The organism is Candidatus Falkowbacteria bacterium, from assembly GCA_026396835.1.
Taxonomy (GTDB): domain Bacteria; phylum Patescibacteriota; class Patescibacteriia; order Patescibacteriales; family Patescibacteriaceae; genus Patescibacterium.
Genome location: JAPLWA010000004.1, coordinates 1 through 24,890 on the forward strand (window position 1 = coordinate 1; position 24,890 = coordinate 24,890).

Genomic DNA, 24,890 nt, shown 5'->3' on the forward strand with positions numbered 1-24,890 from the left:
GCAATGGTCGAGTTTGTATAAACGTGCATTTGTAATATATTTCACCTCCTTACTAGTTTAGCTACTTTAATTATAGCCCCATGGGCTACGCCATCAAACGCACACGCCCGCTACCGCGGGCGGTTTTTGGATAATAAAAAATGTAGAGACATCCGCCGATTCGGCGGATGTCTCTACATTTTTTTTGTTTCTCTTGCCACACTTAGTGCTTTATTATAGACTAAAAGAGATATAATTTTTGCTAATTTTACTAATAAACATATGACAGAAGAAGATATTGTTCGTAAATTAGAGGAAAATACTGCAACGCTGGAAGAGTTAAAAATAGTTACCTTAAAAACCGCAAGGTATGTTAAGTGGCTTAGAATAATGGATATTTTAAAGCTTTTGCTTATTATTGTGCCTTTGATCGCGGCCTATATTTATTTGCCTAGATTACTGCAAGATATAGCAGGGTCTTATGGTGAATTAATTCCAGGCGGCTTAAACTCGTTGTTAAAATGAGTCTTAAGACCATAAGCGATAAAGCTTTTTCTAAATCTGTTTGGGTTTTGACTAAACAGATTCCTCGGGGTAAAGTGACGACTTATAGTCTTTTAGCTAAAGCTCTTAAAAAGCCGCGAGCCTTTCGTGCGGTTGGTAATGCTTTGAATAAAAACCCTTATGCGCCAATAGTTCCATGCCATCGAGTCGTTCGCTCGAACGGTCAAGTTGGTGGTTTTGCCTCGGGTTCGACGAATAAAATTAAATTATTGCGTAGCGAAGGAGTTATGATTGCTAAGCAGAAAGTTCAAGAACTAGAAAAATTTCTTTATCATTTTTAAACATGAAAATTCCTTTATTTGTAAAAAATATAATTAATACACTGTCTCAAAATAATTATGAGGCCTATATTGTTGGCGGCAGCGTTCGCGATTTACTTTTAGGTAAAGAGCCAAAAGATTGGGATATCACGACTAATGCTCTGCCAGAAAAAACCGTCACTTTATTTACTGATGCTAAATATGAGAATCGTTTTGGTACAGTTATTGTTCCTTTAAGAAATGAGGCCGGCGAATTAGAAAACGTTGTTGAAGTTACAACTTACCGCAGTGAGCAGGGCTATAGTGATCGAAGACATCCTGATGAAATTGTATTTGAAGATAACTTGGAAGCTGATTTAGGACGCCGCGATTTTTCTATCAATGCCCTAGCTATGGATGGCGCTGGTAAAATTACTGATTTGTTTAATGGTGAAAAAGATTTGCGTCTTAAAGTTATTAGAACAGTTGGTGAACCAAGCGATCGTTTTAAGGAAGATGCTTTGCGCATGATGCGTGCCGTTCGTTTTAGTTGTCAGCTTGGTTTTACAATCGAGGGCAAAACTGAGCGCGCAATTACCAAGTTAGCTGGTAGTATAAAATTTGTGGCCAATGAAAGAATCCGCGATGAGTTAGTTAAAATTTTATCATCTGATAGTCCGGCAGCGGGAATTATTAAATTACAAGAATTAAAATTATTACATTATATTATTCCTGAGTTAGAAGAGGGTATAGAAATGAAACAAAATCATCATCATATTTATAATGTGTTTGATCACGCTGTTTTAGCTTTAAAGAATTGTCCCAATAAACAGTGGCAAGTTCGCTTAGCTAGTTTGATGCATGATATTGGAAAACCGCGAACTAGAAAAATCGTGAACAACGCCGCAACTTTTTATAATCATGAAATAGTGGGCGCTAAAATTGTTGAGCGTTTCATGAAGCGATTAAATTTTTCAACTGAAGACAGTAAGCGTGTGGTAAATTTAGTTCGCAATCACATGTTTTATTACAATGTCGATGAAGTCACGGCTGCGTCAGTGAGACGCTTAATCGTTAAAGTAGGGGAAGAAAATTTATCAGATTTAATTGATTTGCGTATTGCCGATCGTCTTGGTTCAGGGGTGGCTAAGGCTATGCCTTACAAACTACGTCATTTGCAGTATATGATGGATAAGGTGCGCCATGACCCAGTTTCTGTTAAAATGCTTAAAATCAATGGCGAAGACCTTATGGAGCTGCTTAAAGTCGAACCTGGGCCTCAAATTGGGGCTATATTGGACGTTTTGCTGGCCGAGGTTATAGATGACCCTGAGCTCAATAATAGGGCTAATCTCGAGGCTAGGAGCCGAGATTTAGTAGGCATGCCTTTAGCTGAATTACGAGCTAAAGCGAAAGAATTAATCTCTGAAAAAAGAGAAGAAGAAGATCAAAAAATTAAAAAAGATTATTACGTAAAATAAGTTTTATGAAAAGAATTTTATTAGTTTTATTTATCATTGTCATTGGTACCACTGGCTGTAGTTTTGGTGCTAAAAATAGTTTGCCGGTAAGTGCTTTATCTAAGATTGATGAGCGAGCTCAAGCTCCTAAGACAATAGAAAAACCAATAAAAAATTATGAGCTTTATGAGGGTAATATTTGGGATGCTAAGCCAGAAAATTGTTCAGGCGATATATTGTGTTTAGAAAAATATGCAAAAGATTGCGCCCTAGCTAAGGGGGTATTTTCAGCTTCTTATATCGATTCTTTTGGTAATAATCATAAAGAAAATTATGAGCTAGGCATTCAGGGTATAAAATTTAGTAAGTGTCAGATGTATTTTAAAATTTTAAGTAAAGATGGGCCAGAAACTAATTATCAAATGTGTCGATTTGATAGTAAGTCCGATTTAGTTGACGTTATAAAAGATAGTTTCATTAATGACGTGGGTTTATTTACTAGTGAACAAGCTAAATTTCCTGTGGTATGTATAGCACATAGACAGCTAGATAATTTAAATAAAATTAATAGCGTAAATTACAGTTTGGTAAAAGGCGAGGCTATAGAGGATGCTACTCAGAACCTAAGAATTATTCTTAAAACTTTTGATTTATCAAAAGCAGTCACTTTTACAATCATTAAAGATAGCCAGAAGGAAGATGTAACTATTTTACTAGGGGAAGAAAAAACTATTTTAGGCTATAAAATTAAGCTACTAGAATTTGGTGAAAAAAATGTTGGCTTAGATAAAAATGATATGTTTGAGCCAATGGTAAATTTTTATGTTAGTCAATAATTAAGAAATTATTTATTAATTTATATTTTTTATGAAAAAAATTGTTTATCTGTTCCCTTTATTTTTCATCCTGCTTTTGTCAGGCTGTGCTAATAAAACTAATTATTATGGTAATGAAACTAGTGTAACAAAAACGCCCGTTTCAACCGAAACAAAAAATTCTATGAACGTACCAACAGAAATAAATCAAGATTTAGCTAAGCAGTATTCCGGCGCCGTTCTCGTGACTAATTTTGGTCGTATTGAGTTAGCATTCTACGACGAGTCTCCGATAACTGTCAGCAACTTTTTGACATTAGCTCAAAAAGGTTTTTATGACGGAACTTTATTTCACCGAGTGATTAAAGGTTTTATGATTCAGGGTGGTGACCCAAATTCAAAAAATGCTGATCGTTCAACTCATGGTATGGGTGGACCAAGCTATAAATTTGCTGATGAGTTTAATGAACATAAATTAGTTAAAGGTTCTTTAGCCATGGCTAATGCTGGAGCTAATACAAATGGTTCACAGTTTTTTATCGTGACCGCTGCCGCAACTGATTGGTTAGATGGCAAACACACAAATTTTGGTTATGTAAAAAACGGCATGGACGTCGTAGAAAAAATTGATAATGTAAGAACCGATGCCAATGATCATCCAATAGAAGATGTAAAGATTGAATCGATTGAATTGATAAAGAAATAAAAATGTGCCCCCGTAGAGACGCGCCATGGTGCGTCTCTACAAACCAGGCACATTTTTTTGGGCTTATAGTATAGTGGTAGCACGCGGCATTCGCATTGCCGAGACGCGGGTTCGATTCCCGCTAAGTCCACCAATTATGATTACTCCAATCGTTAAAGTCGCGGCAATAATTATCAAGAATAAAAAAATCCTTATGGTGACTGCTAATAGGGATTTTTATTGGACCCCGGGCGGTAAAGTTGAAGCTGAAGAAAAAATAGAACAAGCGCTAGTTAGAGAATTAAAAGAAGAGCTCAATATAGAGGTTACTAGCTTTAAACCATATGTTAAATATTTGTCTGAGACAGAAGAGGATGATTCAATTCGTGAAGTAAATAATTATTTTATTGAATATAAGGGTAATTTAGAACTGAGCGGAGAGTTAACTGATATGGTTTGGTTTGGACGTGAAGATTTTGTTCATGGTAAAATAAAGATACAAAACGGGGTAAGAGATAAACTTATCCCCGCGCTTATAAAAGATAATTTAATATAATTATATGAACAGCAAATTAGTTTGGAATAGTTTGGTTAATGCGTCAGCAACCTTTATCTATAGTTCTTTGGTTGCTTGGTTCTTGTTTAATGCCAACAGTGTTTTCGGTAAAGTGAATGACTTTACAGGCCCACTTTTCATGTTAATGCTACTAATAATTTCGGCTACAGTAACTGGTTATTTCGTGCTTGGTAAGCCAGTTCAGCTCTATTTTGAAAATCACAAAAAAGAAGCTGTTAAAATGTTGTTTACTACTTTGGCTTGGTTATTCTCTTTCTGCTTGGTTTTAGCCCTAGCTCTCTTGAAGTAGACTTTAACTAATTGAAAAACCCTTAAAAAACAGCTATAATATTGTTATATGTTAAAAGACACTTTAGAAATTGCAAAAAAAGGAAAAAGCTTTTTTCAGGGTTTAACGGTTTTCCTAAAACAGTACTCTGTGATTGGCCTAGCTATTGGTGTTGTCGTCGGACAAGCCTCTAAAGATTTGGTTGATTCTATCGTTAAGGGAGCTTTTACGCCCTTAATTAAACTTATTGTTCCGGCTGCTTTGTCTGGACTAACTTTTACGGTTGATGGCGCTGTCTTTGATTTCGGTATAGTTTTAAACGCTGGCCTAACATTCGTTATTGTTATGGCTTTTTTATATTTTGTTATTAAATTTATTATCAAGAACGAAGCAGTGCTTGATAAAAAATAATATTTAATCAAAATCATATGAATTTAATTATAAGGTGGTTGCTGGCAACGATTGCGATTATCATAACCAGTTATATTCTGCCAGGAGTTGTCTTAAGCGGTTTTTGGACCGCCGTTTTAGTGGCTTTAGTTATTGGTATTATTAATGCTGTTATAAAACCAATTCTACTTATACTTACTTTGCCGATTAACATTTTAAGTCTTGGTTTATTTACTTTAGTGATTAACGCCTTGTTGATTTTATTGTCTTCTAAGATTGTTGATGGCTTTTCTGTGGCTAGTTTTTGGACAGCTTTATTGTTTAGCATAATTCTTTCAATTATTAGTTTCTTTTTGGGTAAATTAGCGCCGAGCAAAAAATAATTTGTAATCTTATAAGCTGCCTACCGACAGATAAACGTCAGGCAGTTTATAATTTTACGGGGTGTAGTATACCGGTAGTACACACGCTTCGGGTGCGTGTAGACTGGGTCCAATTCCCAGCATCCCGACCATTCGACTCGACTTAGCTTCGCTAAGTCTCGCTCATGGTCTATGACCAATATAAGTAGCAATTTCAATATACATAAGTCGAATGGTTCCGAGCGAACGAAGTGAGTCGAGGAGCTAAACATCTTTATTTTTCTCAGCTTCGCTAAGTCTCGCTCATGGTCTTTGACCAAAAGAAATTGAGTTACAACTATTTGCATTTAGGAAAGTTGAGTCGAGCTGAATGTTCCTAGTCTTGAGCCCCGAGCGAAGCCTGAGTTTTCGAAGACTGAGTCGAGGGGTCGAAGGGCTGAGTTTCTCCTCCGTTAAATTATTAACATATGGAGAAAAAATATTATGTTTATTTGTTGCTTTGTAGTGATAGAAGTATATATTGTGGTTCAACTTCTAATTTAAAGAATCGTCTAAAAAGACATAATCAAGGAGATGGTGCTCAATGGACAAAAAAACGTTGCCCAGTAAAACTTGTGTATTCTGAGATCCATGATACTTTAGTATCTGCTCGTCGTCGTGAGTTGCAAATAAAAGGGTGGACAATAAAAAAGAAATTGAATTTAATTAATGGTGTTTGGATTAAAATGTGATTTTAAATATGAATGAATTTCTTAAATGTTTAACAGATATAATTGGTCAGCTCGGTAACTGGGGTTATGCTTTGCTTGCTTTAATTTCTTTTCTTGAAGCTATTCCTTTGGTTGGTTTTTTTATTCCCGGAGTTATTATTTTAATTCTTGGAGGTTTTTTAGTAGCTGAACATGTTTTTAATTTTTTTGACCTAGTAGTAATTTGCGCTTCCTTTACTTTATTGGGGGACATGGTGGCTTTTGCTTTAGGCCACCGTTTTTCAGGCTCTTTCAAGAAGGAGCATAAGATAATGAAAGAAGAATACCTTACGGGTGCTAGAAACTTTATTACTAAGCGCGGTAGTTCAGGTATATTCTTTGGACGCTTTATTAGTCCGGTCCGCTCAGCTTTATATTTTGTACTCGGGCTTATTAAAATGCCTTGGCTAAAGTTTATGCTTCCGGTTGCTACTAGTAGTTTTATTTTTGTTTCATTTTACGTTTTAATCGGCTACTTAGCTGGAAATGCTTGGCAAACAATTGAAGCTTGGTCTGGGCGTTTAGCCGTGGCAGTAGCTGCTACAATTATAGTTTTATTTGCTTTGTGGTGGTTTAAGGGATTTTTAGTTCATCAAGGCAGGCAACTAAGGACCCTAGCTGCTAATGCGCTCAGTACTTTTTTTAATTGGTATCAGCAAACAAATTTTTGGAATAAGTTTTCTAAAAAATTCCCAGCCTTTAGTCAGCGCTTTATTAAGCTAAGTAATCCAAGTAGTTTTTTTTCTCTGCCGTTTAGTTCTTTAATTTTATTAAACATTGTTTTAGTTAGTTTAACTTTTTGTCTTGGTTCTTTAGTGCTTAAAACTAGTGGTTTCGTAGTTGAGCTAGACTATAGATTAGAGGCTTTTGTTAAACTTTTTGCAGAGCCGCATTTAGCAACGGTTTTATTTTTTATTACCATGCTTGGTTCCCCTTACTTTGTTCTATCCATTGCTTTAGTTTTTAGTATCTGGTTAATTTTAGAAAGAAGAAGATCTTATTTTATCGGTTTATGGATAACAATTGCAGGAACATTTTTATCAGGCTCATTAATTAAATTTATCATTGCTCGTCCAAGACCAGCACCAACATTTTTCTTTGAAAACTCATATGCTTTTCCTTCTCTACATTCTGCCATGGCAATTGCGCTCTTATTGTATTTAACTTATTACGCTGTTCGGGTTTATCCTCGTTTATCAAGAAATATTAGCTTGGTTTTAATTGCCGTATTTTTTACTCTAGCGATTGGTTTCAGCCGTATATATTTAGGGGTTCATTATTTATCAGATGTTCTTGGTGGCTATATGGTCGGTGGTTTTTGGTTTGTTGTCGCTATAGTTAGTCAACGTTTTTATCAAACGATTGATAAGCCGCGACGCCTTTCTAGATTATTTGAAATCAGTGTTATTGCCGGTGTAACAGTCTTATTGCTAGGTATTTATTTATCACAAATTATTAAACCTAATGATGTTACTGGTGGTTTTTATAATTCTTTAAGTATTGCTGCCAATAAACAAAAAGCTTTATCAAATAATAATATTTTTCACGACTCTTTGGTTACGGAAAATTTGAGAGGTACCAACCGTCAACCAATTACTTTTATTTTCAATAGCAATGAATCAGTCTTGGCTGGAATTTTAACAAAGTCTAATTGGATTAAGCGTTTAGATCCAAGCTTGTCTAATGTCCTGGGTCGTTTATCTAATCTTATTATTAAAAAAGACTATTCAGCAGCTCCTTTACAACCACGTTACTGGAATAACCAACCAAACTATTTGACCTTTACTAAGTTAGTGCCAAGTAATAAAGCTATTGATTTTTACATACTTCGTTTGTGGCAAGTTAAAGATTCGCAGAATAATAATCAGGAGAGTTTTATTGCTGAGCTAGCTGTTAATCAAGATTTTTCTTGGAAGAAGATTTCTAAGCAAGAAATTTTTTCTATTGCTACTAAAGACTTACTGAATGATATTATGACTAGTCCTAACTTTTCTAATTCAGAAACTAAGTTTGTTAAAGTAAAATTAAGTGATGAAATAAAAGACGAGATCGACGCTACGATTTATACAGTAAATTTTAAGTAAACGTTATGTTGGATGATTATAAGACACAATTAAAAGAGACAGGTAAAATAAGTTTACGTATTAAGGTTCATGCTGGGGCAAAAACTACTCGTATAAAATCAATTTTGTCCGATAACACAATAAAAGTTGATATTGCCAAGGCCCCGGAAGACGGCAAGGCTAATGAAAGTTTAATAAAACTATTAGCCGATGAATTTGAGGTTAGTAAGAGTTCTGTTCAAATAGCTGCCGGTAAATTTTCTGGAGATAAGCTGGTGAATATTATTAAAGTTAGCTAAGAGTTGCTTTATTGCATAAGCTTCCACAGTGATTATGTAATTAGAGTGACTTGTTAATATAAATTTAAGTATTAGAAAAAAATCAAACCCGCCTCTTTTTTAAGAAGCGGGTCTTGGTTTTTAAATCTTATTTCTTGCCTGACCTGAATGGACAGAACGATGTAGATCTAGTGACCCAGCCATCAAACCAATAGTGAAGGTTTGTTGTTGCTGGATCTGGGTTAAACACGTGTGGTTCCAACCTTCTGTTGTCCGCGAGGTAAACTGTATCACCAGTCCTATTAGCAGTTATATTTTTTAACTCGCCGGTAAATAGATTAAACACACTTATATTATTTTGAGCCTCATCATAACACAGAACAAGTTGACGATTCTTAACAACGCTTACTCCGTTGTATGGATGAGTGGAGCTATAGGTCGGCATTTCGGAATATTTATAAGGAGTCAATCTGGCCGGGACATTAAAAGTATCGGCAGACAAATACTTTAATTTGAATATTCCAAATTCTCTGTTATTTGGATCAACTGATGCTCCAACTATTTGTGCAGCTGGAGGTAGAGTTGAATGAATAACATTTGGCTCTGACGGCAGTATATAAAATACTACTGGGTCGTCAAAACCACTCCCATAGCCATCACCAGCGCTTATATAAAGATTGCCCTGCTCCAAAGCGTCGGTGCTGCTGTTTTGCTGGGACCCGGTTAGATTTTCCGAGCAGCTTGTAAATGCAAATGTTACGATAAATAATACCGTGAGTAACAAAAATGATCTTTTCATTGTTTCTATATTTAGTTAAAAAAAATTAATTGGTTATTTTTACCCTTCATTATTTAATGAAAAACAAGAAGAACCAATTAATAAAACAATGATTTTTTAAAGAACTAATTGTGTATTAAATCACACTTATCAGTTATTGTCAATAATGAACTAAAAACCCCCTTATAATTAAGGGGGTTTAATTGGGTTCTAAGATTAAGGAGTTATTCTGTAAATCGTTCTTGGGAAAGGAATGGCTTCTCTAATATGTTCAAGCCCACAAACCCAAGCTGTAATACGCTCAAGTCCAAAGCCAAATCCACCGTGCGGCACTGAGCCATATTTTCTTAAATCAAGATACCAATCATAATCTTCAACTTTTAAGCCAAAGTCTTTTATCTTTTTGGTCATTAAATCAAAGTCATCTTCACGCTGTGAGCCGCCGATGATTTCGCCGTAACCCTCAGGAGCTAATAAGTCAGCTCCTAAAACGCGGCTCTCGTCAGCTGGGTCGGTCTTCATGTAAAAAGCTTTTATTTCCTTTGGATAGCGCGTGACAAAAATTGGGTTGTCGTATTTTTTAGTTAACATGGTTTCATCATCAGCGCCCAAGTCATCGCGTTCACCAATATCTGAGCCCATGTCTTTTAATTCATTAACAGCTTGAACATGAGTCATGCGATAAAATGGTTTTGAAATATTTTCCAAAGGCTTAACATCTCTTTCTAAGATAGCTAGTTCTTCTTGGTTTTTTTCCAGTACGGCTTGAACCATGAATCTAACTAAAGCTTCTTGAGTATCAAGGTTTTGATCAAGATCAACAAAAGCCATTTCGGCGTCCATCATCCAAAATTCAGTTAAGTGACGTCTAGTTTTTGATTTTTCGGCGCGGAAGGTTGGACCAAAATCAAAGACACGACCATGAGCAAACATCGCAGCTTCTAAATAAAGTTGTCCGGTCTGTGATAAATAAGTTGTAGTATCAAAATAATTTACTTTGAATAAATCAGTCGTATTTTCTCCGGCGTTAGCAGTAATAATTGGTGAATCAATTTTTATAAAATTGTTTTGACGCATGAAATCATAAGTTGCATGAATCAAAGTATCACGCACGCGCTGAATTGCCCATTGACGAGGGGAGCGTAACCAAAGATGACGTTGATCTAAAAGAAAATCAATGCCGTGATCTTTTTTGGAGATCGGATATTCAGCCGCAATTTGATAAAAACTAAAATCAGTTACTTGAATTTCATATTGTTCAAGTTTTGGATGCTTAGTAACTTTACCAGTCAGCTTAACAGAGCTTTCTAGGCTAATTTTTTGTGCTTCAGTCCATAGCTCGTCCGAAATCTCATCGGCTGATAAAATAGCTTGGCAAGTAGCTGAACCATCACGCATTTGCCAGAAGGAAATTTTACCTGAAGAGCGGAAATTATAAACCCAGCCTTCAATAGTAACTATTTGGCCATCGTGCTCGTTTAAGTTTTTGATTAAGATTGTTTTTGTCATATTGATTTATAACGCCAAAATATTGTTTGGGATTATTTACAATTCCGAAGCTTTAGCGAAGGATTGTTAAGAATGTTTTTATATTATCAGCCAAAAAGCCCTTTGTCTAGTTTTTTCTTTGAAAATTGGCTGTTTTTACAGTATGATAAGTATATATGACTAAGCTAGTTAAAAGATTGCGCCTTTATTGGATAATTGCCTTGGGCTTATTGTTAGTCTGGCTCTTGGGCCAGGCAATAGTGCCTTGGGGAAAAATTACTTATCAAACTGATTTTAAGGATCAGTCCTATTTTATTGGTAAATTATCACCAGCCGAAAGAGTGACTGAATCTAATTCGGGTCAAAAGATAATTGCTGAACCAGTTTACTTTTCGCTTTTTACGCCACGACCTTTTTCTAAAGCCACGGTGACTTTAGAATTTTCTAATCCACCAAACACTCTAGAGCTTGGAGTCCGTCAAGATAAAACAGTTTGGAACTTTAATTTAAAGCCAGTTTATTCAAAGCTTTTGGAAAGTTTGCGTTTAGATAAAAAAACCATTGTTGAAGGAGATAATCTTTTATGGCAAAAAGAAAAAACCTTTTCTAGCTTGGCAGATTTTAATAAAAAACAACCAGCTAATAATAAAATCATGGTTTACAACTATTTATTAGCCAATAATTATAAACTAGAGAGCGCGGCCTTGTTAGCGCAAGACAGAGTAGTACCAATTAATTTGCGCGGTGCCTGGCAACTTTATACTTATAGCCAAGGTCAAGCAATAAAAATTGATTTTTATGTTAAAGATAGAAATGAAAATTCGGATCCTGATACTGTTGAAGTAAATCTTTATCAAGGCAATAAAATAATTGCGACCGCTAGTTTAGTTGATGATACTAAAAACGATGGAACAGAAAGAATTTTAAGTTTAAAAACAAAAAATCTTTCAGCTGGAATTTATCGTCTTGAATATAAAGCTAATAATGACATAGTGACAACGCAAATTAAAACAGCTCAGGCCAAATTAGCTTTTCCCGGCTCACTGTGGTTAGCAGAGAATGATAATAAAAATATTAATTTATATACTGATAGTCAATCTATAAATATTCAAACTAATAATCCTCGTAGCCGACAAAATATTAAGTTTGATAATTCTGAATATTCATTAGCGAGTACTTATAAACAATATAATTTTTCTAATAAGGATTTTAGTTCTCGAATTAAGGCTATAAATTTTAAGAACGGTGATTTAACTATCGCCAGTAATAGTTTGTTAGCTTTTTCAGAAGCTGATTATTTCAATCCTTTGATTAATCAATTGCCAAGAAATGCCACTGATACAAATTTGGGTGCAGATTACATTGTGGCCAACTATAAACCAGCTAAAAAACTAGCTAATGGTAATTGGGAAGTTGCTCTAGATTTTGATTTAAGTGCGGCCTATCGAGAAAAGAATAAATATTCTCTCATGTTATCGGCGCCGCAGCTAGATAGTCAGACTAGTGATTTTGTTGTGAAAAATATAAGGGTCGATTTAGCAGAGCCTAATCTATGGCAGTATATTTCTAAAATGTTTCAAAAGCTATGAAATTAAATAATGAAATTTTAAAAGAAATAAATCTAGCGTTAAGTGTTTCTTTGGGCTGTTTACTGGTTCTAGAAACTCTTTGGCCAGGTTCAGTTTTAGCCTATATTAACCTAAATTATTGGTTGATTTCATGGGTTTTAAGTGTTATACTACTATTGTTTAGCTCTAATTCTAAAGATAATTTACATGACAGAATTAATCATTAAAAAAATAGCCAAATATGATGATGATCGCGGTTGGTTGGCCGAGATTTTTCGTAATGACGAAACAGATTATGTACCAGCTATGGCTTACGTTAGCGTAACTAAGCCCGGCGTTGTTCGCGGACCACACGAACATCACGATCAATCAGATTGTTTTGTCTTTGTTGGACCAGGTAACTTCGAACTTCATCTTTGGGATCGTCGCGAAGATAGTCCTAAAATGGGTGAGCATCAAGTGTTAATCGTGGGCGAAGAAAATCCTACTATGGTAATCGTTCCACCCGGCGTTGTTCATGGTTATAAATGTGTTAGTGCTGCTGCGGCTTACTCAATTAATTTGCCAGACAAATTATATCGCGGCAAAAATAAAGCCGACGAAATTGATGAGATTCGCTGGGAGCAAGATCCTAATTCACCTTATAAAATTTTATAATTTAAAAATATGGAGAAAACAATTTTTTCTAAAATTGCTAATCGAGAAATTCCAGCTGATATAGTTTGGGAAGATGAAAACTTCATCGCTTTTCTTGATGTGCTACCAGTTCATCTTGGCCACACAATTGTAATTCCAAAAAGACAGGTGGCTGACTTAGAAGACTTATCAGCTGAAGAGTTAGGCGGTCTAATGCTTGCTTCACAAAAAGTTGGTGCTGCGATGTTAAAAGGTTTAGATGTTAAAGGCTACAGTTTATTTTTAGATAATAAAGATGCGGCTAGTCGCCACGTACCTCATGTTCACATGCATGTCGTGCCACGTGTTGAAGGGGATAGTCTAAGTCGTTGGCCACAAACAGCTTATGATGCTGGTGAGGCTGCAAATTACGCTGAAAAGATTAAGCAAGCCTTGGCTTAATAATTTATGAAACTTCTCGTCACTGGCGGAGCTGGTTTTATTGGCTCGCATTTTATTCGTCAATGGTTTTTAGTTCATCCTGATGATGAAATTATAAACTTGGATATTTTGACCTACGCCGGTCGTCTCGAGAATTTGTCTGATGTAGAATCCAATCCAAAATACAGATTTGTTAAAGGTGATATTTGTGATGAAAAATTAGTTGCTGAATTAATTGAAGAAGTAGATTTAGTTGTTCACTTTGCGGCCGAGAGTCACGTTGATCGATCGATTGAATCTAGCAAAGATTTTATTAGAAGCAATGTTGAAGGTACAAGAGTTTTGTTAGAAGCCGCTCGTAAAAAAAATATTCCACCGCGTTTTCACCATGTTTCAACTGACGAAGTTTTTGGCTCACTGAAATTAGATGATAAAAAGTTTACTGAATTGTCGTCTTATGATCCGCGTAGTCCTTACAGCGCTTCAAAAGCTGCTTCTGATCATCTAGCTAGAGCTTATTTCCATACTTACGGTTTGCCAATAACAATTTCCAATTGTTCTAATAACTATGGTCCTTATCAGTTTCCAGAAAAGTTGATTCCTCGCTTTGTCACTAACATTTTATTAGATAAAAAGCTGCCTTTATATGGACAAGGAGAAAACGTTAGAGATTGGATTTATGTAATTGATCATGTTGAAGGTATAATGAAAGTTATTGCTCAAGGTAGAATTGGTGAAACTTATTGTTTGGGCGGTGATAATGAATTAAATAATTTAACAATTGCTAAGGAAATTTTAAAGTTATTAGACAAAGATGAAGCAATGGTTGAATACGTAGCTGATAGATTGGGACATGACTTACGTTACGCAATCGATTATACTAAAGCTAGGACAGAACTTAATTGGTCGCCAAATACTACTTTTACTGAAGGACTTAAACACACGACAGAGTGGTACAAAAATAATAAAACTTGGTGGCAGTCACTTATATAATTATATGGCAGTTCAAGTAAAGGATAAAAAAATATTAGTTAGTTTAATTGTCAGCGCCAATCTTAATTGGCGTGAAGATATTTCTAAGCTTAAAGACTTAGGCATTAATGAACTGGCTTTGTTTGTTGAATCTTTTACGCTTGATCAGCGCAAGGAACTCTACCGCTTGCTGGAAAGTTCAGGTATAGTATCAATTCCTTATGTACAAATTTCTAATAATTTCGAAGAAGGGGAATTAGATTATTTTATAACAAATCATGGTACTCAGGTTTTTGGTTTAGCGTTGAATAATTCAACGTTTAGTTTTATTTCTACTTTAACAAAATTTGCAAGCTTAGTAGCGCCGGAAAATCCTACTGAAGATAAGTATGTTAACTTGTTTACTGATGAATCTTTGAGCCATTCTAATGTCAGTGGTGTATGTTTAGATATTATGACTTTAGAATATGATCGTTTGTTTTATAAAAAGAAATATCAATCAGCTATACACGCCTTAGATCATCATCCTTTACTGGCTACACAAATTGGACCAGTGCCTGAGAGCTGGCTTAAGAAGAGTTTACGTCTTAAATCTCGTCGTCTAACGACTTTAACTGATCTACATTATCTTAAAAATATTCCTAAAACTTATTTGGCCGACTTATTAGTTTTGGATCTTAAAAATTCTTTAGAGGAACAATTGGAAATTAAAGCTTATCTTGAGTTAATGTTAAAATAATATGGTAATTCTTATTTTAGGTGCCGCCGGCAATCTAGGAACAGCTTTTCGCGAGTTATTATCCAAGCAGGAAGATGTTTCTGTTGTAGCTTGGGATAAGACAGAGTTAGATGTTACTGACCAAGGTATTTTAGCTAAAAAAATTTCTGATATAAAACCAAATATAATAATCAACAATGTTGCTTACAACGATGTTGATGCTTGTGAAAAAGACGAAGCCGCGCAAGAAATTGCTCGGCGTTTGAATATTGATTTAGTTAGTTCCCTGGCGGATATTACTCTAGCTATGAATGCAACTTTAATTCATTATTCTTCGGATTATGTTTTTAAGGGTGATGATAGTAAAGGCTATAAAGAAGATGATGTGCCAGCGCCACAGAATTTTTATGGTGAAACTAAATATGAGGGTGAACAAGAATTAATTAAATTAAGTGGCAAAGGCTTGAAATGGTATCTTATTCGAACTTCAAAATTATTTGGGCCTAAAGGTAGTAGTCCAAGCGCTAAACCTAACTTTTTTGAAATAATGAAAAATTTAGCCGCAGAAGGTAAAATTATTAAAGCGGTTGATGATGAAGTTGGCTCTTTTACCTATACACGTGATTTAGCTAAAGCTTCTTGGGATTTGATTGATGAAAATTGTGCCTTTGGTGTTTATCATTTAGTGAACGATGGTCAAGCTAGTTGGTACGAGGCGGCTAAGTATTTTCTTAATAAAATTGGCCAAACAGTTGACATTACAGCGGTTAAGAGTCAAGATTTTCCTCGTCCTGCCAAACGGCCAAATTACTCAATATTGTTGAATACTAAGCGCCAGGTTTTGCGTTCTTGGCAGGCAGCCATTGATGATTATATTAATCAAGAAAAATAGTATGAAAGGAATAATTTTATCAGGCGGTAAAGCCACGCGTCTTCGTCCTTGCACTAAAGTAACCAGCAAGGGCTTATTGCCGATTTATGATCGGCCAATGATTTATTATCCGCTTAATACTTTATTAAAAGCTGGTGTTAAAGATATTTTAATTATTGTTGGCCCTGAGCATGCTGGGCATTATTTAAATCTTTTAGGTAGTGGTTCGCAATTTAATGCGCGCATTACTTATGAAATACAAGATGAGCCACGCGGCATTGCCGACGCTTTTATTATTGGTGCGTCATTTATTGGCGATGATAATGTCGTTATGATTCTTGGTGATAATATTTTTGCTGATGATTTAAGCGCTGATATTAAATCTTTCAAATCCGGCGCTAAAATATTTGCTAAAACCGTGCCTGACCCAGAGCGCTTTGGCGTCGTCGAAGTTGATGCTAACGGTAAGGCTGTTTCAATTGAAGAAAAACCAAAAAATCCAAAAAGTAATCTTTGTATTACTGGTTTATATCTCTATGATAATCGTGTTATAGAAATTGCTAAAAATGTTAAACCAAGTTCACGTGGTGAATTAGAGATTACTGATTTGCATAATTGGTATTTAGAACACGGCGAGCTAGAAGTTGCAACAGTTAATAATGAATGGATTGACACAGGAACTTTCGATAGTTTATTAGAAGCGCAAAATTTAGCAAAAACAAAACTTAAATCCCAGATGATTATTTAATTATGTCAGACAATAGTAATCCAACAGTCTATCTTGGCTTTATAACTTTCGGCGCGTTAACCGCGCCGTATTTATCAACTTTTTTAGAAAGCTTAGCGAAGCAGACTTTTAAGGATTATAAAGTTGTGGTTTATGATAATACAGTTGCTAAAGAAACTGAGCATTTAAAAATATTACCTGACACTGTTGATATCTATCGATCAAGTGAGAATATTGGTTTTTCTAGGGCTTACAATAAATTAATTAGTGAGGCAATAAATAAAGGAGCTAAGTATTTTTTAGTAATTAATCCCGATACTTATTTAATGCCAGATGCTTTAGAAAAATTGGTTAAATCTTTGGAGGCTGATGAAACATTAGCTAATGCTTGTCCAAAGTTATTGCAATGGGATTTTAAGAATAATCAACTGACAAATATAATTGATAGTTGCGGATTAGTTATGCGCCCTGGTTTAGCTTTCTCTGATTTAGGCCAGGCCGAAGTTGATAATGGGCAATATGATAAAGCTAGTATCATTGGCCCGTCCGGCGCCGCGGCACTGTTCCGCTTAAGTGCCTTAGAAAAAGTTAAAGAAGAAAACGCCTATTTTGATGATAATTTTTTCATGTATAAAGAAGATTGTGATTTAGCTTATCGTTTAAATTTAGCTGGTTTTAAGAGCCAGTTAATTCCTGAAGCAATTGTTTATCATGATAGAACTTCTAGTGGTGGAAATTTATGGCAAAAATTTGTTAAGCGTCGTTCTCGTTCGCTTGATGTGAGACGCTGGGCTTTTATTAATCAACATTTTCTATTTTTCAAATACTGGTCTAAGCAAAGTTTTTATAGTCGTTTAATGATTTTAGTTAGAGCTAAGATTATGTTTTTAAATGCTTTATTATTTGAACAAGCTTTACTAGCTTCTTATAAAACTATTTTTAAGCAAGCCAAAAAGCTTAAGCGGTATTAATATGGATTTTTCAATTGTCATTGTTGCCTGGAATGTTAAAGATAAATTAAAAACTAATTTATCAGCTTTATTGCAAAGTACCGGCGTTAATATGGAAATTTTTGTGGTTGATAATGCTTCAGTTGATAAGACAGCCGAGATGGTGGCTAGTGATTTTCCGCAAGTAAAGTTGATTAGCAATGAAATTAATTTAGGTTTTGCTAAAGCTTGTAATCAAGCGATTAAGCAATCAAGCGGTCGTTATGTTTTGTTGCTTAATCCTGATATGAAAGTTAAACCAGATACTTTAGCGTCAAGCTTAAGTTGGCTAGACAGTAATGAGCAGGCAGCTATCACTGGTATTCGCTTAACTGATGAGCAAGGCAAAACTGTTCCTCAGGTTAGAAATTTCCCAACTTTGTTTGATCAATTTTTAGTAGCTTCAAAATTAGCGCATGTCATGCCCTTTTTATTAAATAATTATTATTGTCCGAAATTTAATTACGAAGTAGCTTCTAAAGTTGATTCTATTCGTGGTTCGTTTTTTATAATTAGAAGATCAACCATTGAACTTTTAGGTTTATTAGATGAGCAATATTTTATTTGGTTTGAAGAAGTTGATTATTGTCGTTTGGCTCATGCGAAAGGTTTAGAAACTTGGTATACACCAGTAGCTAGTGCGACTGACTATGTTGGACAAAGTTTTAAGCAAGTTGATATTAAAATCAAGCAAACTTATGTTAAGGCTAGCATGTTATCATATTTTAAAAAGTGGCATAAAACTTGGGAGATTTTTGTTTTACGTTTTGCCTGGTGGATCGGAGATTTAATTGTTAAACTCTTTACTTAATATGAAAAAATTAGCTGTCGTTATTAGTCCAAATTATAAAGATTACGCCAAGAAATATCTTAACGATTGTTTAGCTAGTTTACGTGCGCAAACTTATAAAGAGTTTGATATTTTTTTGGTTGATAATGAAAGCACACTAGAGACTTGTTTATTTTTACAAATGGCTGCGCCTGAAGCAACCGTAATTCCTTTAGAAAAGAATGAAGGCTTTGCTGGCGGGAACAATGCCGCGTTAAAGGTGGTAATTGAAAAAGGCTATGACTATGCATTTTTAATTAACATGGATGCCGTGGCCGAAGTCGATTGTTTAGAAAAGCTTGTTAATTTTGCTGATAAAAATCCTCAGCTTGGTGCTATTCAACCTCGTCTAATGCTGTGGCCGGAAAAAGATTTAATAAATAGCCTTGGCAATGAAACGCACTTTCTTGGCTTTGGTTATTGCAATGCTTATAAAAAGAAATTTGATCCTACAACCGACAACTTAACGAAAGCAATTTCTTATGCCTCTGGCGCCGGAGTTTTATATCGCGTAAGTGCTCTCAAACAAGTTGGTTTATTTGACGAAGTTTTTTGGATGTATAATGAAGATCAAGATATTTGTTTAAGAATGTGGTTCGAAGGTTTTCCGGTATATGTATTTAGTGAAGCGGTAGTTTATCATAAATACGAATTTAATCGTTCGATTAAGAGTTATTACTGGTTAGACCGTAACCGTATTTTAATTTTATTAAAATATTATCATTGGTTAACCTTGATTTTAATTAAACCAGCCGCTTTAATAATGGAACTTGGTTTACTAATGTTCTCAATTAAGAATGGCTACTTAAAAGAAAAGCTACGTGTTTGGGTTTATTTAATTAAGCCTAGTACATGGCGCTATATTTTTGCGCAAAGAAAAGTTATTCAGCCTTCAAGGAAAATGTCTGATCTAGAATTACTAAAATTATTTACTGGCGAGATCGCTTTTCAAGAATTAGCTTCACCTCTACTTAAATTAGCTAACGTTTTTCTTAAGGCCTATTGGCAAATTATTCGTTTTATAATATTCTGGTAAAGCTATGGATATAAGTATTGTTATTGTTAACTATAAAAACAAGGGCTTAACATTAAATTGTATTCGCTCTGTTGAAGAGTCAGCTTTGAATAATTTAAAGCATGAAATTATTGTGGTTGATAATAACTCCGATGACAATATCGGTCAGATTTTAGCTTGGCAATATCCTAAAGTTATATTTATCGAAAATAAAAGCAATGTTGGAATGGGAGCGGGGAATAACGTTGGCTTAAAACGAGCTCGCGGCAAATATGTTGTAGTTATGAATCCTGATACTTTTGCTTTCCCTGATACTTTGGCAAAACTGTTTGTCTTTATGGAGGCAAATCCTAGTGTTGGTGTGGTTGGACCAAAACAATATAATCCAGATAAAACTATTCAAGATTCTTGTTACCGCTGGCACAGTTTTTTTACTCCATTTTTCAGGAGAACTTTTTTGGGCCGCTCTGGTTTTGCTAAACAAGAAATTGATCGCTACTTAATGCAAGATTATGATAAAAAAACCATTCGAGAGGTCGATTGGCTGCTTGGTTCTTGTTTGTTTATGAGAGCTAAAGCCTTAAAAGAGATTGGCTGGTTTGATGAAAGATTCTTTCTGTATTTTGAAGACACTGATTTATGCCGTAGATTCTGGGATAAGAAGTGGCATGTAGTTTATAACCCTGAAGTCGAGATAATCCATAATCATAATCGTGAATCAGCCCGTGAGCCTTGGTATACTTGGTTTATGAATTCAGCTAGTCGCCAGCATCTTAAATCATGGTGGCTCTATATGTTGAAGTGGGCTTTTAGAACCCCTGAGTCTAGATAGATTTCTTCATGACAACTCACCCCTAACCCCTCTCTACGCTATCGCGTAAAGAGGGGTAACTTGTATATTGAAGGTTTTCTTAAAAAATAATATATGAAAGTTAATAAAATATTGTTTGTAAGAGAGCTTAGAAAACTCCAAACTCCTAGCGAAAATAGTTTATGGCAGTTATTAAGAAACAGAAAATTATTAAACCTAAAATTTCACAGACAGTATATAGTTGTCGGTTTTATAATAGACTTCTATTGCCCAGCTTTAAAGCTAGGAATAGAAGTAGATGGCGGGATCCACAAACTGAAAGATAGTATTATTTACGACAAAGAAAGAGAAAGTATTATTAAACAATACAACATTAGTATTTTAAGATTTTCCAACAAAAGCATTGAAAATAATCTATCAGGAGTTATAAACCAAATCAAAGCACGAACCAAGAAAATACAACAAAACAAGTATCAATAGTTTCCCCTCTTTACCCCGCAGGGGTAGAAAGGGGTAGGGGTGAGTTTAATTAGTAATGGTTAATATAAAACAGAGACTCACAACGGTAAGTCTCTGTTTTCAGTTTTTCTAATTTTTTTATAGAGCTAATTTAAATATTCCTGTCTTGCCGTCATAATCTCCATAAACATAAAGCGTCTTATTGTCTTTAGATACAACCACTAGTTTAGTATTTTTTATCGGCGCTAAGGTTATAGCGAAAGGCTGGCTGCCGTTAACATAAACTCTTATATCATCTGGCGTGGCGACGATGATGGAATTCCTTTTATTAACCGGCCAGAGTTCATTAATGGCTGAACCAAATCGAGTTAACAAATATTCTTGACCCTCTTTATCCCAACGTCTTAATTCTAAACCGCTAGCATAGGTTAAAGAATTGTCTTGCCAATGCCCAAGCTTGAAATGAGTTGAGACTTCTAATAGGCGAGGCTTTGAAAATAGTGCTAATGGTTCGTCAATTACATAAATATTATTTTCATCAATCAAGACTGGTTTAGGTGAGTCGTCGGTTTTAAATTTGTAGTTGCCAGTCGGCAAACTGAGTGATGTTAGCTGACCCTCGATTGAGCCGATTAATAAACTCTTAGTATTTCTGCTACTGACAATTATATATATTTGGTCACCTTTAATTAAATAATCAACAATGTCTTGATTGTTAAGTTGTGAATTTAAAGCTAGCTCGCTAATATTTTTATTGCTCTCGGTGTAACGTAGTATTTTTTTGTTACTTACAAAATATACCATGCTTTCATTATCGCTCCAGCGAAGCAGGGAAACATTTTTTTTAGTATCACTAGCTAGGTTACTGACTGTTTTTTTATCAAGACTGATGATGTAATTACCGATTGATATTTTTTTATTGTTACTTGCCCAGTTAATCTCAGCTTCAGTGTCTAGGTTGTTTAATTCCAATTCTTGATTAGACCCGCTGTTAACATCAGTTATGGTTAATAAGTTATTTTTAAGTAAGGCAATTTTTTCTCCATTTGGTGATAATACAAGCTCAGCTTTATCTAAACTATAGACTAGTTCTGGTTCGGCTTGGCTGAAAAGACCAATTGTACCAAAGTTTGTTACTCCGCCAGGTGATAAACGGAATTTTTCTTCCCATGGCCAATAGCCATTTTTTTCTAGTCTAATTGTATATTCTCCGGGTGCTAAATTATTTACTTTAGCTTTAGTTATTAAGGGTGTTTTACCTTGAAAAACTTCTAGGAAGTTACTGTTTAGCTTTTCGCCATTTAAAAAGACAGTTGCGCCGTTCGGCTCACTGTCTATTAGAATACTGCCAGTTTTTTCTAAGCTTAGACGACTCCAGTTAATAGTATTGCCAGTAGCATAGATTAAAATTACTGGGACAAGAATACAAAATAACAAGACAAAGAAAGAAAATATAATTCGACGATATACAATGTTCATAATTTATTGATTGTCCAGTATTTTAGTAGAGAGTTACTTGTAGCCCGAAGCTCTCCGACGCTCGCGCAGCGAGCTATGGAGAGCGTAGGGCTATTCAGCTCGCTTGATATCTAAGCCAATGGCTTTTAGTCGTTCGTCAATTTTTTCGTAGCCTCTTTCGATTTGATAAATATTATCTATTTCAGTATGACCCTCGGCAATAGCACCAGCAATGATCATGGAAATACCAGCTCTTAAGTCAGGTGAAGTTAGGGCACGGCCGCGTAAAGGAGTTGGTCCTTGAATAACTACGCGATGTGGATCGCACATAGTAACATTAGCGCCCATTTGCGTTAACATGTCAGTAAACAAAAGACGACGATCGTAAATTGTTTCGTGAATAATCGAAGTTCCTGTGGCCTGAGTCATTAAAACTGTAAAAGGTGATTGTAAGTCAGTTGGGAAACCAGGGTATTCATGAGTCTTAAGATTATAGGCTGGAAGAATTTTTGGCACCTCAACTATTTTTAACCAATCTTCACCTTGCTCAAAAATAATTCCTAATTTTTTGAAAATAGTTAAGAGAAATTCAAGATGATCAGGACGACATTTTTTAATTGTTAGCTGGGCACGAGCGGCAGCAGCTAGAATGGCAAAAGTACCAGCTTCGATTCGATCAGGAATGATTTCAATTTCACCACCAGTTAAAGCTTCAACACCAACAATCTTAATAGTTGGTGTGCCTGCTCCAGTAATTTTAGCGCCGCATTTATTTAGGTGCTCAGCTAGAGCAACAATTTCTGGTTCCATGGCGCAATTTTTTATTATACTTGTCCCCTCAGCAAGAACGGCAGCCATTATAAAGCTTTCGGTTCCTGTTACGCTCACGGTTGTGAAAAAATATTCACAAGCTTTTAAGCGTTTAGCGCTAATGTGATAATATGAATCTTTATATTCAACCTTAGCGCCCATAGCCTGAAAGCCGTCAATAAAAAGATCGATCGGTCTAAGTCCGGCACCGATGACGCAGCCGCCTGGATGAGGGAACATTACTTCACCAGTGCGCGCCAGTAAAGGCGCAACAAACATAATTGAAGATCTAAGTTTATTTGCAAACTTAGCCTCTATTGTTTTTTTACTAATCTGCTCCATCTTCAAAGTTAGTTGGTGGTCATTCTTTTCGATTGTGCCTCCAAGATCTGCAAATATTTCTAATAACCTTTTAACATCTTCAATGTCAGGAGTATTTTTAATCACCACGGCTGATTGAGAAAGAATCGCCGCAGGAATTATTTTTAGGGCAGCATTTTTAGCTCCGCCCACAGTAATTTCGCCTTGTAAGGGCTTTTGCCCTTGAATAATGAATTTAGACATATAGTGATTATTAGTGTAGCTGAAATGCCATATAATTTCAATCCTTTTGTTAATTATAAGCTCTTTTTATAAGCTTGTTACTATGATACAATATTATGTATATGACAAATCAATTCTACACTAAAAAATCAACTAAACAAGTAGTCTTTTATAGCTTACTAGTTATCGTTGCTCTAGCCGGGTCTTTTTTTGCCGGCTTCTATTTTGCTGGTAAAAATAACGTAAGTACTAGCTTTAATATTTTAGAAGGTAAGGTCTTGAATAAGGATCAAGTTTCTAATGACGTTGATTTTAAAATGTTCTGGGAAGTTTGGAACACAATTAAGCGAGATTATGTTGATCGCGATAATTTAAGTGAGAAAAAACTTTTTTATGGAGCGCTGCAAGGTTTAGTCGCTTCAACTAAAGATCCATATTCTGTTTTCATGAATCCAGAAGAAGCTAAATCATTCGAGGAAGACTTGTCAGGAACTTTTGAGGGGATCGGTGCCGAAATTGGTTTCCGTAATGAGATTTTAACAATCATTGCTCCAATCGAAGGTATGCCAGCGGTTAAAGCAGGAATTTTGGCCGGTGATAAAATTTATGCGATTGACGGCAAGACTGCCGCAGGTATGAGCGTAGAAGATGCCGTGAAAAAAATTCGCGGACCAAAAGGAACAAAAGTTACAATTACTGTTGTTCGAGCTAAGGTTGATAAACCAATTGATTTTTCAATTGTTCGCGACACCGTTGTCGTTAAGAGCGTAACAACATCATTTAACGAAAAAAATAAAATTTTCACAGTTAGAATTTCAAGTTTCAACAATGACTCAGAAGATTTGTTCAATCAAGCGGTTCAAGAAGCGGTCATTAAAAAACCAAAAGGTATAATTTTTGATTTGCGTAACAATCCAGGTGGTTATTTAGAAACGGCTGTATCAGTCGCTAGTGAATGGGTTAAAGAAGGCCCAATTGTAATCGAGCAATTTGGTGATGGTAAAAAAGTTGAACATACTGCGAAAGGCAATCCACGTTTAGCCGGTATTCCGACCGTTGTTTTGGTTAACGAAGGCAGTGCTTCAGCTTCAGAAATTGTGGCTGGTGCTTTAAAAGATGATGGCTTAGCTAAATTAGTTGGTCAGAAAACTTTTGGTAAAGGATCGGTTCAAGTTTTGCGACAATTAGAAGACGGTTCGGTGGTTAAAATAACTACGGCTAAATGGTTAACCCCAAAAGGAACTTATATTAATGAGCAAGGAATTGAGCCAGACACAAAAGTTGAAATATCGGCCGAGGACAGAGAAAAGAATAGAGACCCACAGTTAGACCAAGCACTTAAAATTTTGCTGCCTTAATTGTTTTCGCA

Annotated in this window: 30 protein-coding genes and 2 tRNA genes; 28 read left to right on the top strand and 4 right to left on the bottom strand. The window is 35.3% G+C overall.

All coding sequences use genetic code 11. The annotated features are described in order from the left end of the window. The first annotated feature begins 261 nt into the window (after nt 1-261). The 14 genes from NTY12_01015 to NTY12_01080 all read left to right on the top strand — a co-directional run bounded on the left by NTY12_01015 (nt 262) and on the right by NTY12_01080 (nt 8,450). Nucleotides 262-504 (top strand): hypothetical protein, encoded by a 243-nt coding sequence (locus tag NTY12_01015; GenBank protein ID MCX6792584.1) that lies wholly within the window; start codon nt 262-264, stop codon nt 502-504. Further along, complete coding sequence (locus NTY12_01020) at nt 501-824, top strand: MGMT family protein (GenBank protein MCX6792585.1); 324 nt, start codon at nt 501-503, stop codon at nt 822-824. The genes NTY12_01015 and NTY12_01020 overlap by 4 nt, the downstream gene beginning before the upstream one ends. A 2-nt stretch (nt 825-826) precedes the next feature. After that, a complete protein-coding gene (locus NTY12_01025) occupies nt 827-2,263 on the top strand; it encodes an HD domain-containing protein (protein MCX6792586.1) in 1,437 nt (478 codons plus the stop codon). Nucleotides 2,264-2,268: 5 nt separating this feature from the next. Next, on the top strand, nt 2,269-3,078 hold the full coding sequence (locus tag NTY12_01030) for a hypothetical protein (GenBank protein MCX6792587.1): 810 nt from the start codon (nt 2,269-2,271) through the stop codon (nt 3,076-3,078). 163 nt (nt 3,079-3,241) lie between these two features. Further along, nucleotides 3,242-3,763, top strand: a complete 522-nt coding sequence (locus NTY12_01035) for a peptidylprolyl isomerase (protein MCX6792588.1) — start codon at nt 3,242-3,244, stop codon at nt 3,761-3,763. Nucleotides 3,764-3,822: 59 nt separating this feature from the next. Continuing rightward, nucleotides 3,823-3,896 (top strand) — tRNA-Ala (locus NTY12_01040). 3 nt (nt 3,897-3,899) lie between these two features. Next, nucleotides 3,900-4,298: an NUDIX domain-containing protein gene (locus NTY12_01045; GenBank protein ID MCX6792589.1), complete on the top strand. Its 399-nt coding sequence runs from the start codon at nt 3,900-3,902 to the stop codon at nt 4,296-4,298. Nucleotides 4,299-4,302: 4 nt separating this feature from the next. Further along, nucleotides 4,303-4,608, top strand: coding sequence for a hypothetical protein (locus NTY12_01050; GenBank protein MCX6792590.1), 306 nt, complete (start codon nt 4,303-4,305; stop codon nt 4,606-4,608). A gap of 48 nt (nt 4,609-4,656) precedes the next feature. Beyond that, a complete protein-coding gene (locus tag NTY12_01055) occupies nt 4,657-4,998 on the top strand; it encodes an MscL family protein (protein MCX6792591.1) in 342 nt (113 codons plus the stop codon). 17 nt (nt 4,999-5,015) lie between these two features. Next, nucleotides 5,016-5,360, top strand: a complete 345-nt coding sequence (locus NTY12_01060) for a phage holin family protein (protein ID MCX6792592.1) — start codon at nt 5,016-5,018, stop codon at nt 5,358-5,360. Nucleotides 5,361-5,417: 57 nt separating this feature from the next. Further along, a tRNA-Pro gene (locus NTY12_01065) sits at nt 5,418-5,491 on the top strand. Between the two features lie 315 nt (nt 5,492-5,806). After that, a complete protein-coding gene (locus NTY12_01070; protein ID MCX6792593.1) occupies nt 5,807-6,070 on the top strand; it encodes a GIY-YIG nuclease family protein in 264 nt (87 codons plus the stop codon). 8 nt (nt 6,071-6,078) lie between these two features. After that, complete coding sequence (locus NTY12_01075) at nt 6,079-8,172, top strand: phosphatase PAP2 family protein (protein MCX6792594.1); 2,094 nt, start codon at nt 6,079-6,081, stop codon at nt 8,170-8,172. Between the two features lie 5 nt (nt 8,173-8,177). Beyond that, a complete protein-coding gene (locus NTY12_01080) occupies nt 8,178-8,450 on the top strand; it encodes a DUF167 domain-containing protein (protein ID MCX6792595.1) in 273 nt (90 codons plus the stop codon). Nucleotides 8,451-8,577: 127 nt separating this feature from the next. Here the strand turns inward: NTY12_01080 and NTY12_01085 are convergent, their stop codons facing one another. Then, a complete protein-coding gene (locus tag NTY12_01085; protein MCX6792596.1) occupies nt 8,578-9,228 on the bottom strand; it encodes a hypothetical protein in 651 nt (216 codons plus the stop codon). A 195-nt stretch (nt 9,229-9,423) separates the two neighbouring features. Continuing rightward, entirely contained in the window at nt 9,424-10,716 is a 1,293-nt protein-coding gene (asnS, locus tag NTY12_01090; GenBank protein ID MCX6792597.1) for an asparagine--tRNA ligase, read from the bottom strand. 155 nt (nt 10,717-10,871) lie between these two features. On the opposite strand from asnS, the gene NTY12_01095 reads away from it, so the two are divergent. The 13 genes from NTY12_01095 (at nt 10,872) to NTY12_01155 (ending at nt 20,731) form a co-directional block, all read left to right on the top strand. Further along, nucleotides 10,872-12,284 carry a hypothetical protein gene (locus NTY12_01095; protein ID MCX6792598.1) on the top strand — a complete coding sequence of 471 codons (1,413 nt, stop codon included), beginning with the start codon at nt 10,872-10,874 and terminating at the stop codon, nt 12,282-12,284. After that, complete coding sequence (locus tag NTY12_01100; GenBank protein MCX6792599.1) at nt 12,281-12,490, top strand: hypothetical protein; 210 nt, start codon at nt 12,281-12,283, stop codon at nt 12,488-12,490. Before NTY12_01095 ends, NTY12_01100 begins: the two co-directional genes overlap by 4 nt. Beyond that, the gene (locus tag NTY12_01105; GenBank protein MCX6792600.1) at nt 12,471-12,920 is read left to right on the top strand and encodes a dTDP-4-dehydrorhamnose 3,5-epimerase family protein; all 450 of its coding nucleotides are present in this window, start codon (nt 12,471-12,473) and stop codon (nt 12,918-12,920) included. Before NTY12_01100 ends, NTY12_01105 begins: the two co-directional genes overlap by 20 nt. 9 nt (nt 12,921-12,929) lie before the next feature. Continuing rightward, a complete protein-coding gene (locus NTY12_01110) occupies nt 12,930-13,340 on the top strand; it encodes an HIT family protein (GenBank protein MCX6792601.1) in 411 nt (136 codons plus the stop codon). A gap of 6 nt (nt 13,341-13,346) precedes the next feature. Further along, nucleotides 13,347-14,312: a dTDP-glucose 4,6-dehydratase gene (rfbB, locus tag NTY12_01115; protein MCX6792602.1), complete on the top strand. Its 966-nt coding sequence runs from the start codon at nt 13,347-13,349 to the stop codon at nt 14,310-14,312. A 4-nt stretch (nt 14,313-14,316) separates the two neighbouring features. After that, entirely contained in the window at nt 14,317-15,030 is a 714-nt protein-coding gene (locus NTY12_01120) for a hypothetical protein (protein ID MCX6792603.1), read from the top strand. A gap of 1 nt (nt 15,031) precedes the next feature. Beyond that, complete coding sequence (gene rfbD, locus NTY12_01125; GenBank protein ID MCX6792604.1) at nt 15,032-15,901, top strand: dTDP-4-dehydrorhamnose reductase; 870 nt, start codon at nt 15,032-15,034, stop codon at nt 15,899-15,901. A 1-nt stretch (nt 15,902) separates the two neighbouring features. Then, entirely contained in the window at nt 15,903-16,628 is a 726-nt protein-coding gene (locus NTY12_01130) for a sugar phosphate nucleotidyltransferase (GenBank protein MCX6792605.1), read from the top strand. Nucleotides 16,629-16,630: 2 nt separating this feature from the next. Next, entirely contained in the window at nt 16,631-17,578 is a 948-nt protein-coding gene (locus NTY12_01135; protein ID MCX6792606.1) for a glycosyltransferase family 2 protein, read from the top strand. A gap of 1 nt (nt 17,579) precedes the next feature. After that, nucleotides 17,580-18,407 carry a glycosyltransferase family 2 protein gene (locus tag NTY12_01140; GenBank protein MCX6792607.1) on the top strand — a complete coding sequence of 276 codons (828 nt, stop codon included), beginning with the start codon at nt 17,580-17,582 and terminating at the stop codon, nt 18,405-18,407. A 1-nt stretch (nt 18,408) separates the two neighbouring features. After that, complete coding sequence (locus NTY12_01145; GenBank protein MCX6792608.1) at nt 18,409-19,461, top strand: glycosyltransferase family 2 protein; 1,053 nt, start codon at nt 18,409-18,411, stop codon at nt 19,459-19,461. 4 nt (nt 19,462-19,465) lie between these two features. Continuing rightward, complete coding sequence (locus tag NTY12_01150) at nt 19,466-20,272, top strand: glycosyltransferase family 2 protein (protein MCX6792609.1); 807 nt, start codon at nt 19,466-19,468, stop codon at nt 20,270-20,272. A gap of 93 nt (nt 20,273-20,365) precedes the next feature. Beyond that, nucleotides 20,366-20,731 carry an endonuclease domain-containing protein gene (locus NTY12_01155; protein ID MCX6792610.1) on the top strand — a complete coding sequence of 122 codons (366 nt, stop codon included), beginning with the start codon at nt 20,366-20,368 and terminating at the stop codon, nt 20,729-20,731. A 117-nt stretch (nt 20,732-20,848) separates the two neighbouring features. Here the strand turns inward: NTY12_01155 and NTY12_01160 are convergent, their stop codons facing one another. Continuing rightward, the gene (locus NTY12_01160; GenBank protein MCX6792611.1) at nt 20,849-22,189 is read right to left on the bottom strand and encodes a PEGA domain-containing protein; all 1,341 of its coding nucleotides are present in this window, start codon (nt 22,187-22,189) and stop codon (nt 20,849-20,851) included. Nucleotides 22,190-22,279: 90 nt separating this feature from the next. Further along, nucleotides 22,280-23,542, bottom strand: a complete 1,263-nt coding sequence (gene murA / locus NTY12_01165) for a UDP-N-acetylglucosamine 1-carboxyvinyltransferase (GenBank protein ID MCX6792612.1) — start codon at nt 23,540-23,542, stop codon at nt 22,280-22,282. A 101-nt stretch (nt 23,543-23,643) separates the two neighbouring features. Between murA and NTY12_01170 the strand changes: the two genes are divergently transcribed. Further along, nucleotides 23,644-24,879 (top strand): S41 family peptidase, encoded by a 1,236-nt coding sequence (locus NTY12_01170; protein ID MCX6792613.1) that lies wholly within the window; start codon nt 23,644-23,646, stop codon nt 24,877-24,879. Nucleotides 24,880-24,890: the final 11 nt, after the last annotated feature.

Bases quoted from the DNA above. Each gene is read 5' to 3' on its own strand.
- NTY12_01015 (MCX6792584.1), top strand. From the start codon at position 262: ATGACAGAAGAAGATATTGTTCGTAAATTAGAGGAAAATACTGCAACG.
- NTY12_01020 (MCX6792585.1), top strand. From the start codon at position 501: ATGAGTCTTAAGACCATAAGCGATAAAGCTTTTTCTAAATCTGTTTGG.
- NTY12_01025 (MCX6792586.1), top strand. From the start codon at position 827: ATGAAAATTCCTTTATTTGTAAAAAATATAATTAATACACTGTCTCAA.
- NTY12_01030 (MCX6792587.1), top strand. From the start codon at position 2,269: ATGAAAAGAATTTTATTAGTTTTATTTATCATTGTCATTGGTACCACT.
- NTY12_01035 (MCX6792588.1), top strand. From the start codon at position 3,242: ATGAACGTACCAACAGAAATAAATCAAGATTTAGCTAAGCAGTATTCC.
- NTY12_01045 (MCX6792589.1), top strand. From the start codon at position 3,900: ATGATTACTCCAATCGTTAAAGTCGCGGCAATAATTATCAAGAATAAA.
- NTY12_01050 (MCX6792590.1), top strand. From the start codon at position 4,303: ATGAACAGCAAATTAGTTTGGAATAGTTTGGTTAATGCGTCAGCAACC.
- NTY12_01055 (MCX6792591.1), top strand. From the start codon at position 4,657: ATGTTAAAAGACACTTTAGAAATTGCAAAAAAAGGAAAAAGCTTTTTT.
- NTY12_01060 (MCX6792592.1), top strand. From the start codon at position 5,016: ATGAATTTAATTATAAGGTGGTTGCTGGCAACGATTGCGATTATCATA.
- NTY12_01070 (MCX6792593.1), top strand. From the start codon at position 5,807: ATGGAGAAAAAATATTATGTTTATTTGTTGCTTTGTAGTGATAGAAGT.
- NTY12_01075 (MCX6792594.1), top strand. From the start codon at position 6,079: ATGAATGAATTTCTTAAATGTTTAACAGATATAATTGGTCAGCTCGGT.
- NTY12_01080 (MCX6792595.1), top strand. From the start codon at position 8,178: ATGTTGGATGATTATAAGACACAATTAAAAGAGACAGGTAAAATAAGT.
- NTY12_01085 (MCX6792596.1), bottom strand. From the start codon at position 9,228: ATGAAAAGATCATTTTTGTTACTCACGGTATTATTTATCGTAACATTT.
- asnS (MCX6792597.1), bottom strand. From the start codon at position 10,716: ATGACAAAAACAATCTTAATCAAAAACTTAAACGAGCACGATGGCCAA.
- NTY12_01095 (MCX6792598.1), top strand. From the start codon at position 10,872: ATGACTAAGCTAGTTAAAAGATTGCGCCTTTATTGGATAATTGCCTTG.
- NTY12_01100 (MCX6792599.1), top strand. From the start codon at position 12,281: ATGAAATTAAATAATGAAATTTTAAAAGAAATAAATCTAGCGTTAAGT.
- NTY12_01105 (MCX6792600.1), top strand. From the start codon at position 12,471: ATGACAGAATTAATCATTAAAAAAATAGCCAAATATGATGATGATCGC.
- NTY12_01110 (MCX6792601.1), top strand. From the start codon at position 12,930: ATGGAGAAAACAATTTTTTCTAAAATTGCTAATCGAGAAATTCCAGCT.
- rfbB (MCX6792602.1), top strand. From the start codon at position 13,347: ATGAAACTTCTCGTCACTGGCGGAGCTGGTTTTATTGGCTCGCATTTT.
- NTY12_01120 (MCX6792603.1), top strand. From the start codon at position 14,317: ATGGCAGTTCAAGTAAAGGATAAAAAAATATTAGTTAGTTTAATTGTC.
- rfbD (MCX6792604.1), top strand. From the start codon at position 15,032: ATGGTAATTCTTATTTTAGGTGCCGCCGGCAATCTAGGAACAGCTTTT.
- NTY12_01130 (MCX6792605.1), top strand. From the start codon at position 15,903: ATGAAAGGAATAATTTTATCAGGCGGTAAAGCCACGCGTCTTCGTCCT.
- NTY12_01135 (MCX6792606.1), top strand. From the start codon at position 16,631: ATGTCAGACAATAGTAATCCAACAGTCTATCTTGGCTTTATAACTTTC.
- NTY12_01140 (MCX6792607.1), top strand. From the start codon at position 17,580: ATGGATTTTTCAATTGTCATTGTTGCCTGGAATGTTAAAGATAAATTA.
- NTY12_01145 (MCX6792608.1), top strand. From the start codon at position 18,409: ATGAAAAAATTAGCTGTCGTTATTAGTCCAAATTATAAAGATTACGCC.
- NTY12_01150 (MCX6792609.1), top strand. From the start codon at position 19,466: ATGGATATAAGTATTGTTATTGTTAACTATAAAAACAAGGGCTTAACA.
- NTY12_01155 (MCX6792610.1), top strand. From the start codon at position 20,366: ATGAAAGTTAATAAAATATTGTTTGTAAGAGAGCTTAGAAAACTCCAA.
- NTY12_01160 (MCX6792611.1), bottom strand. From the start codon at position 22,189: ATGAACATTGTATATCGTCGAATTATATTTTCTTTCTTTGTCTTGTTA.
- murA (MCX6792612.1), bottom strand. From the start codon at position 23,542: ATGTCTAAATTCATTATTCAAGGGCAAAAGCCCTTACAAGGCGAAATT.
- NTY12_01170 (MCX6792613.1), top strand. From the start codon at position 23,644: ATGACAAATCAATTCTACACTAAAAAATCAACTAAACAAGTAGTCTTT.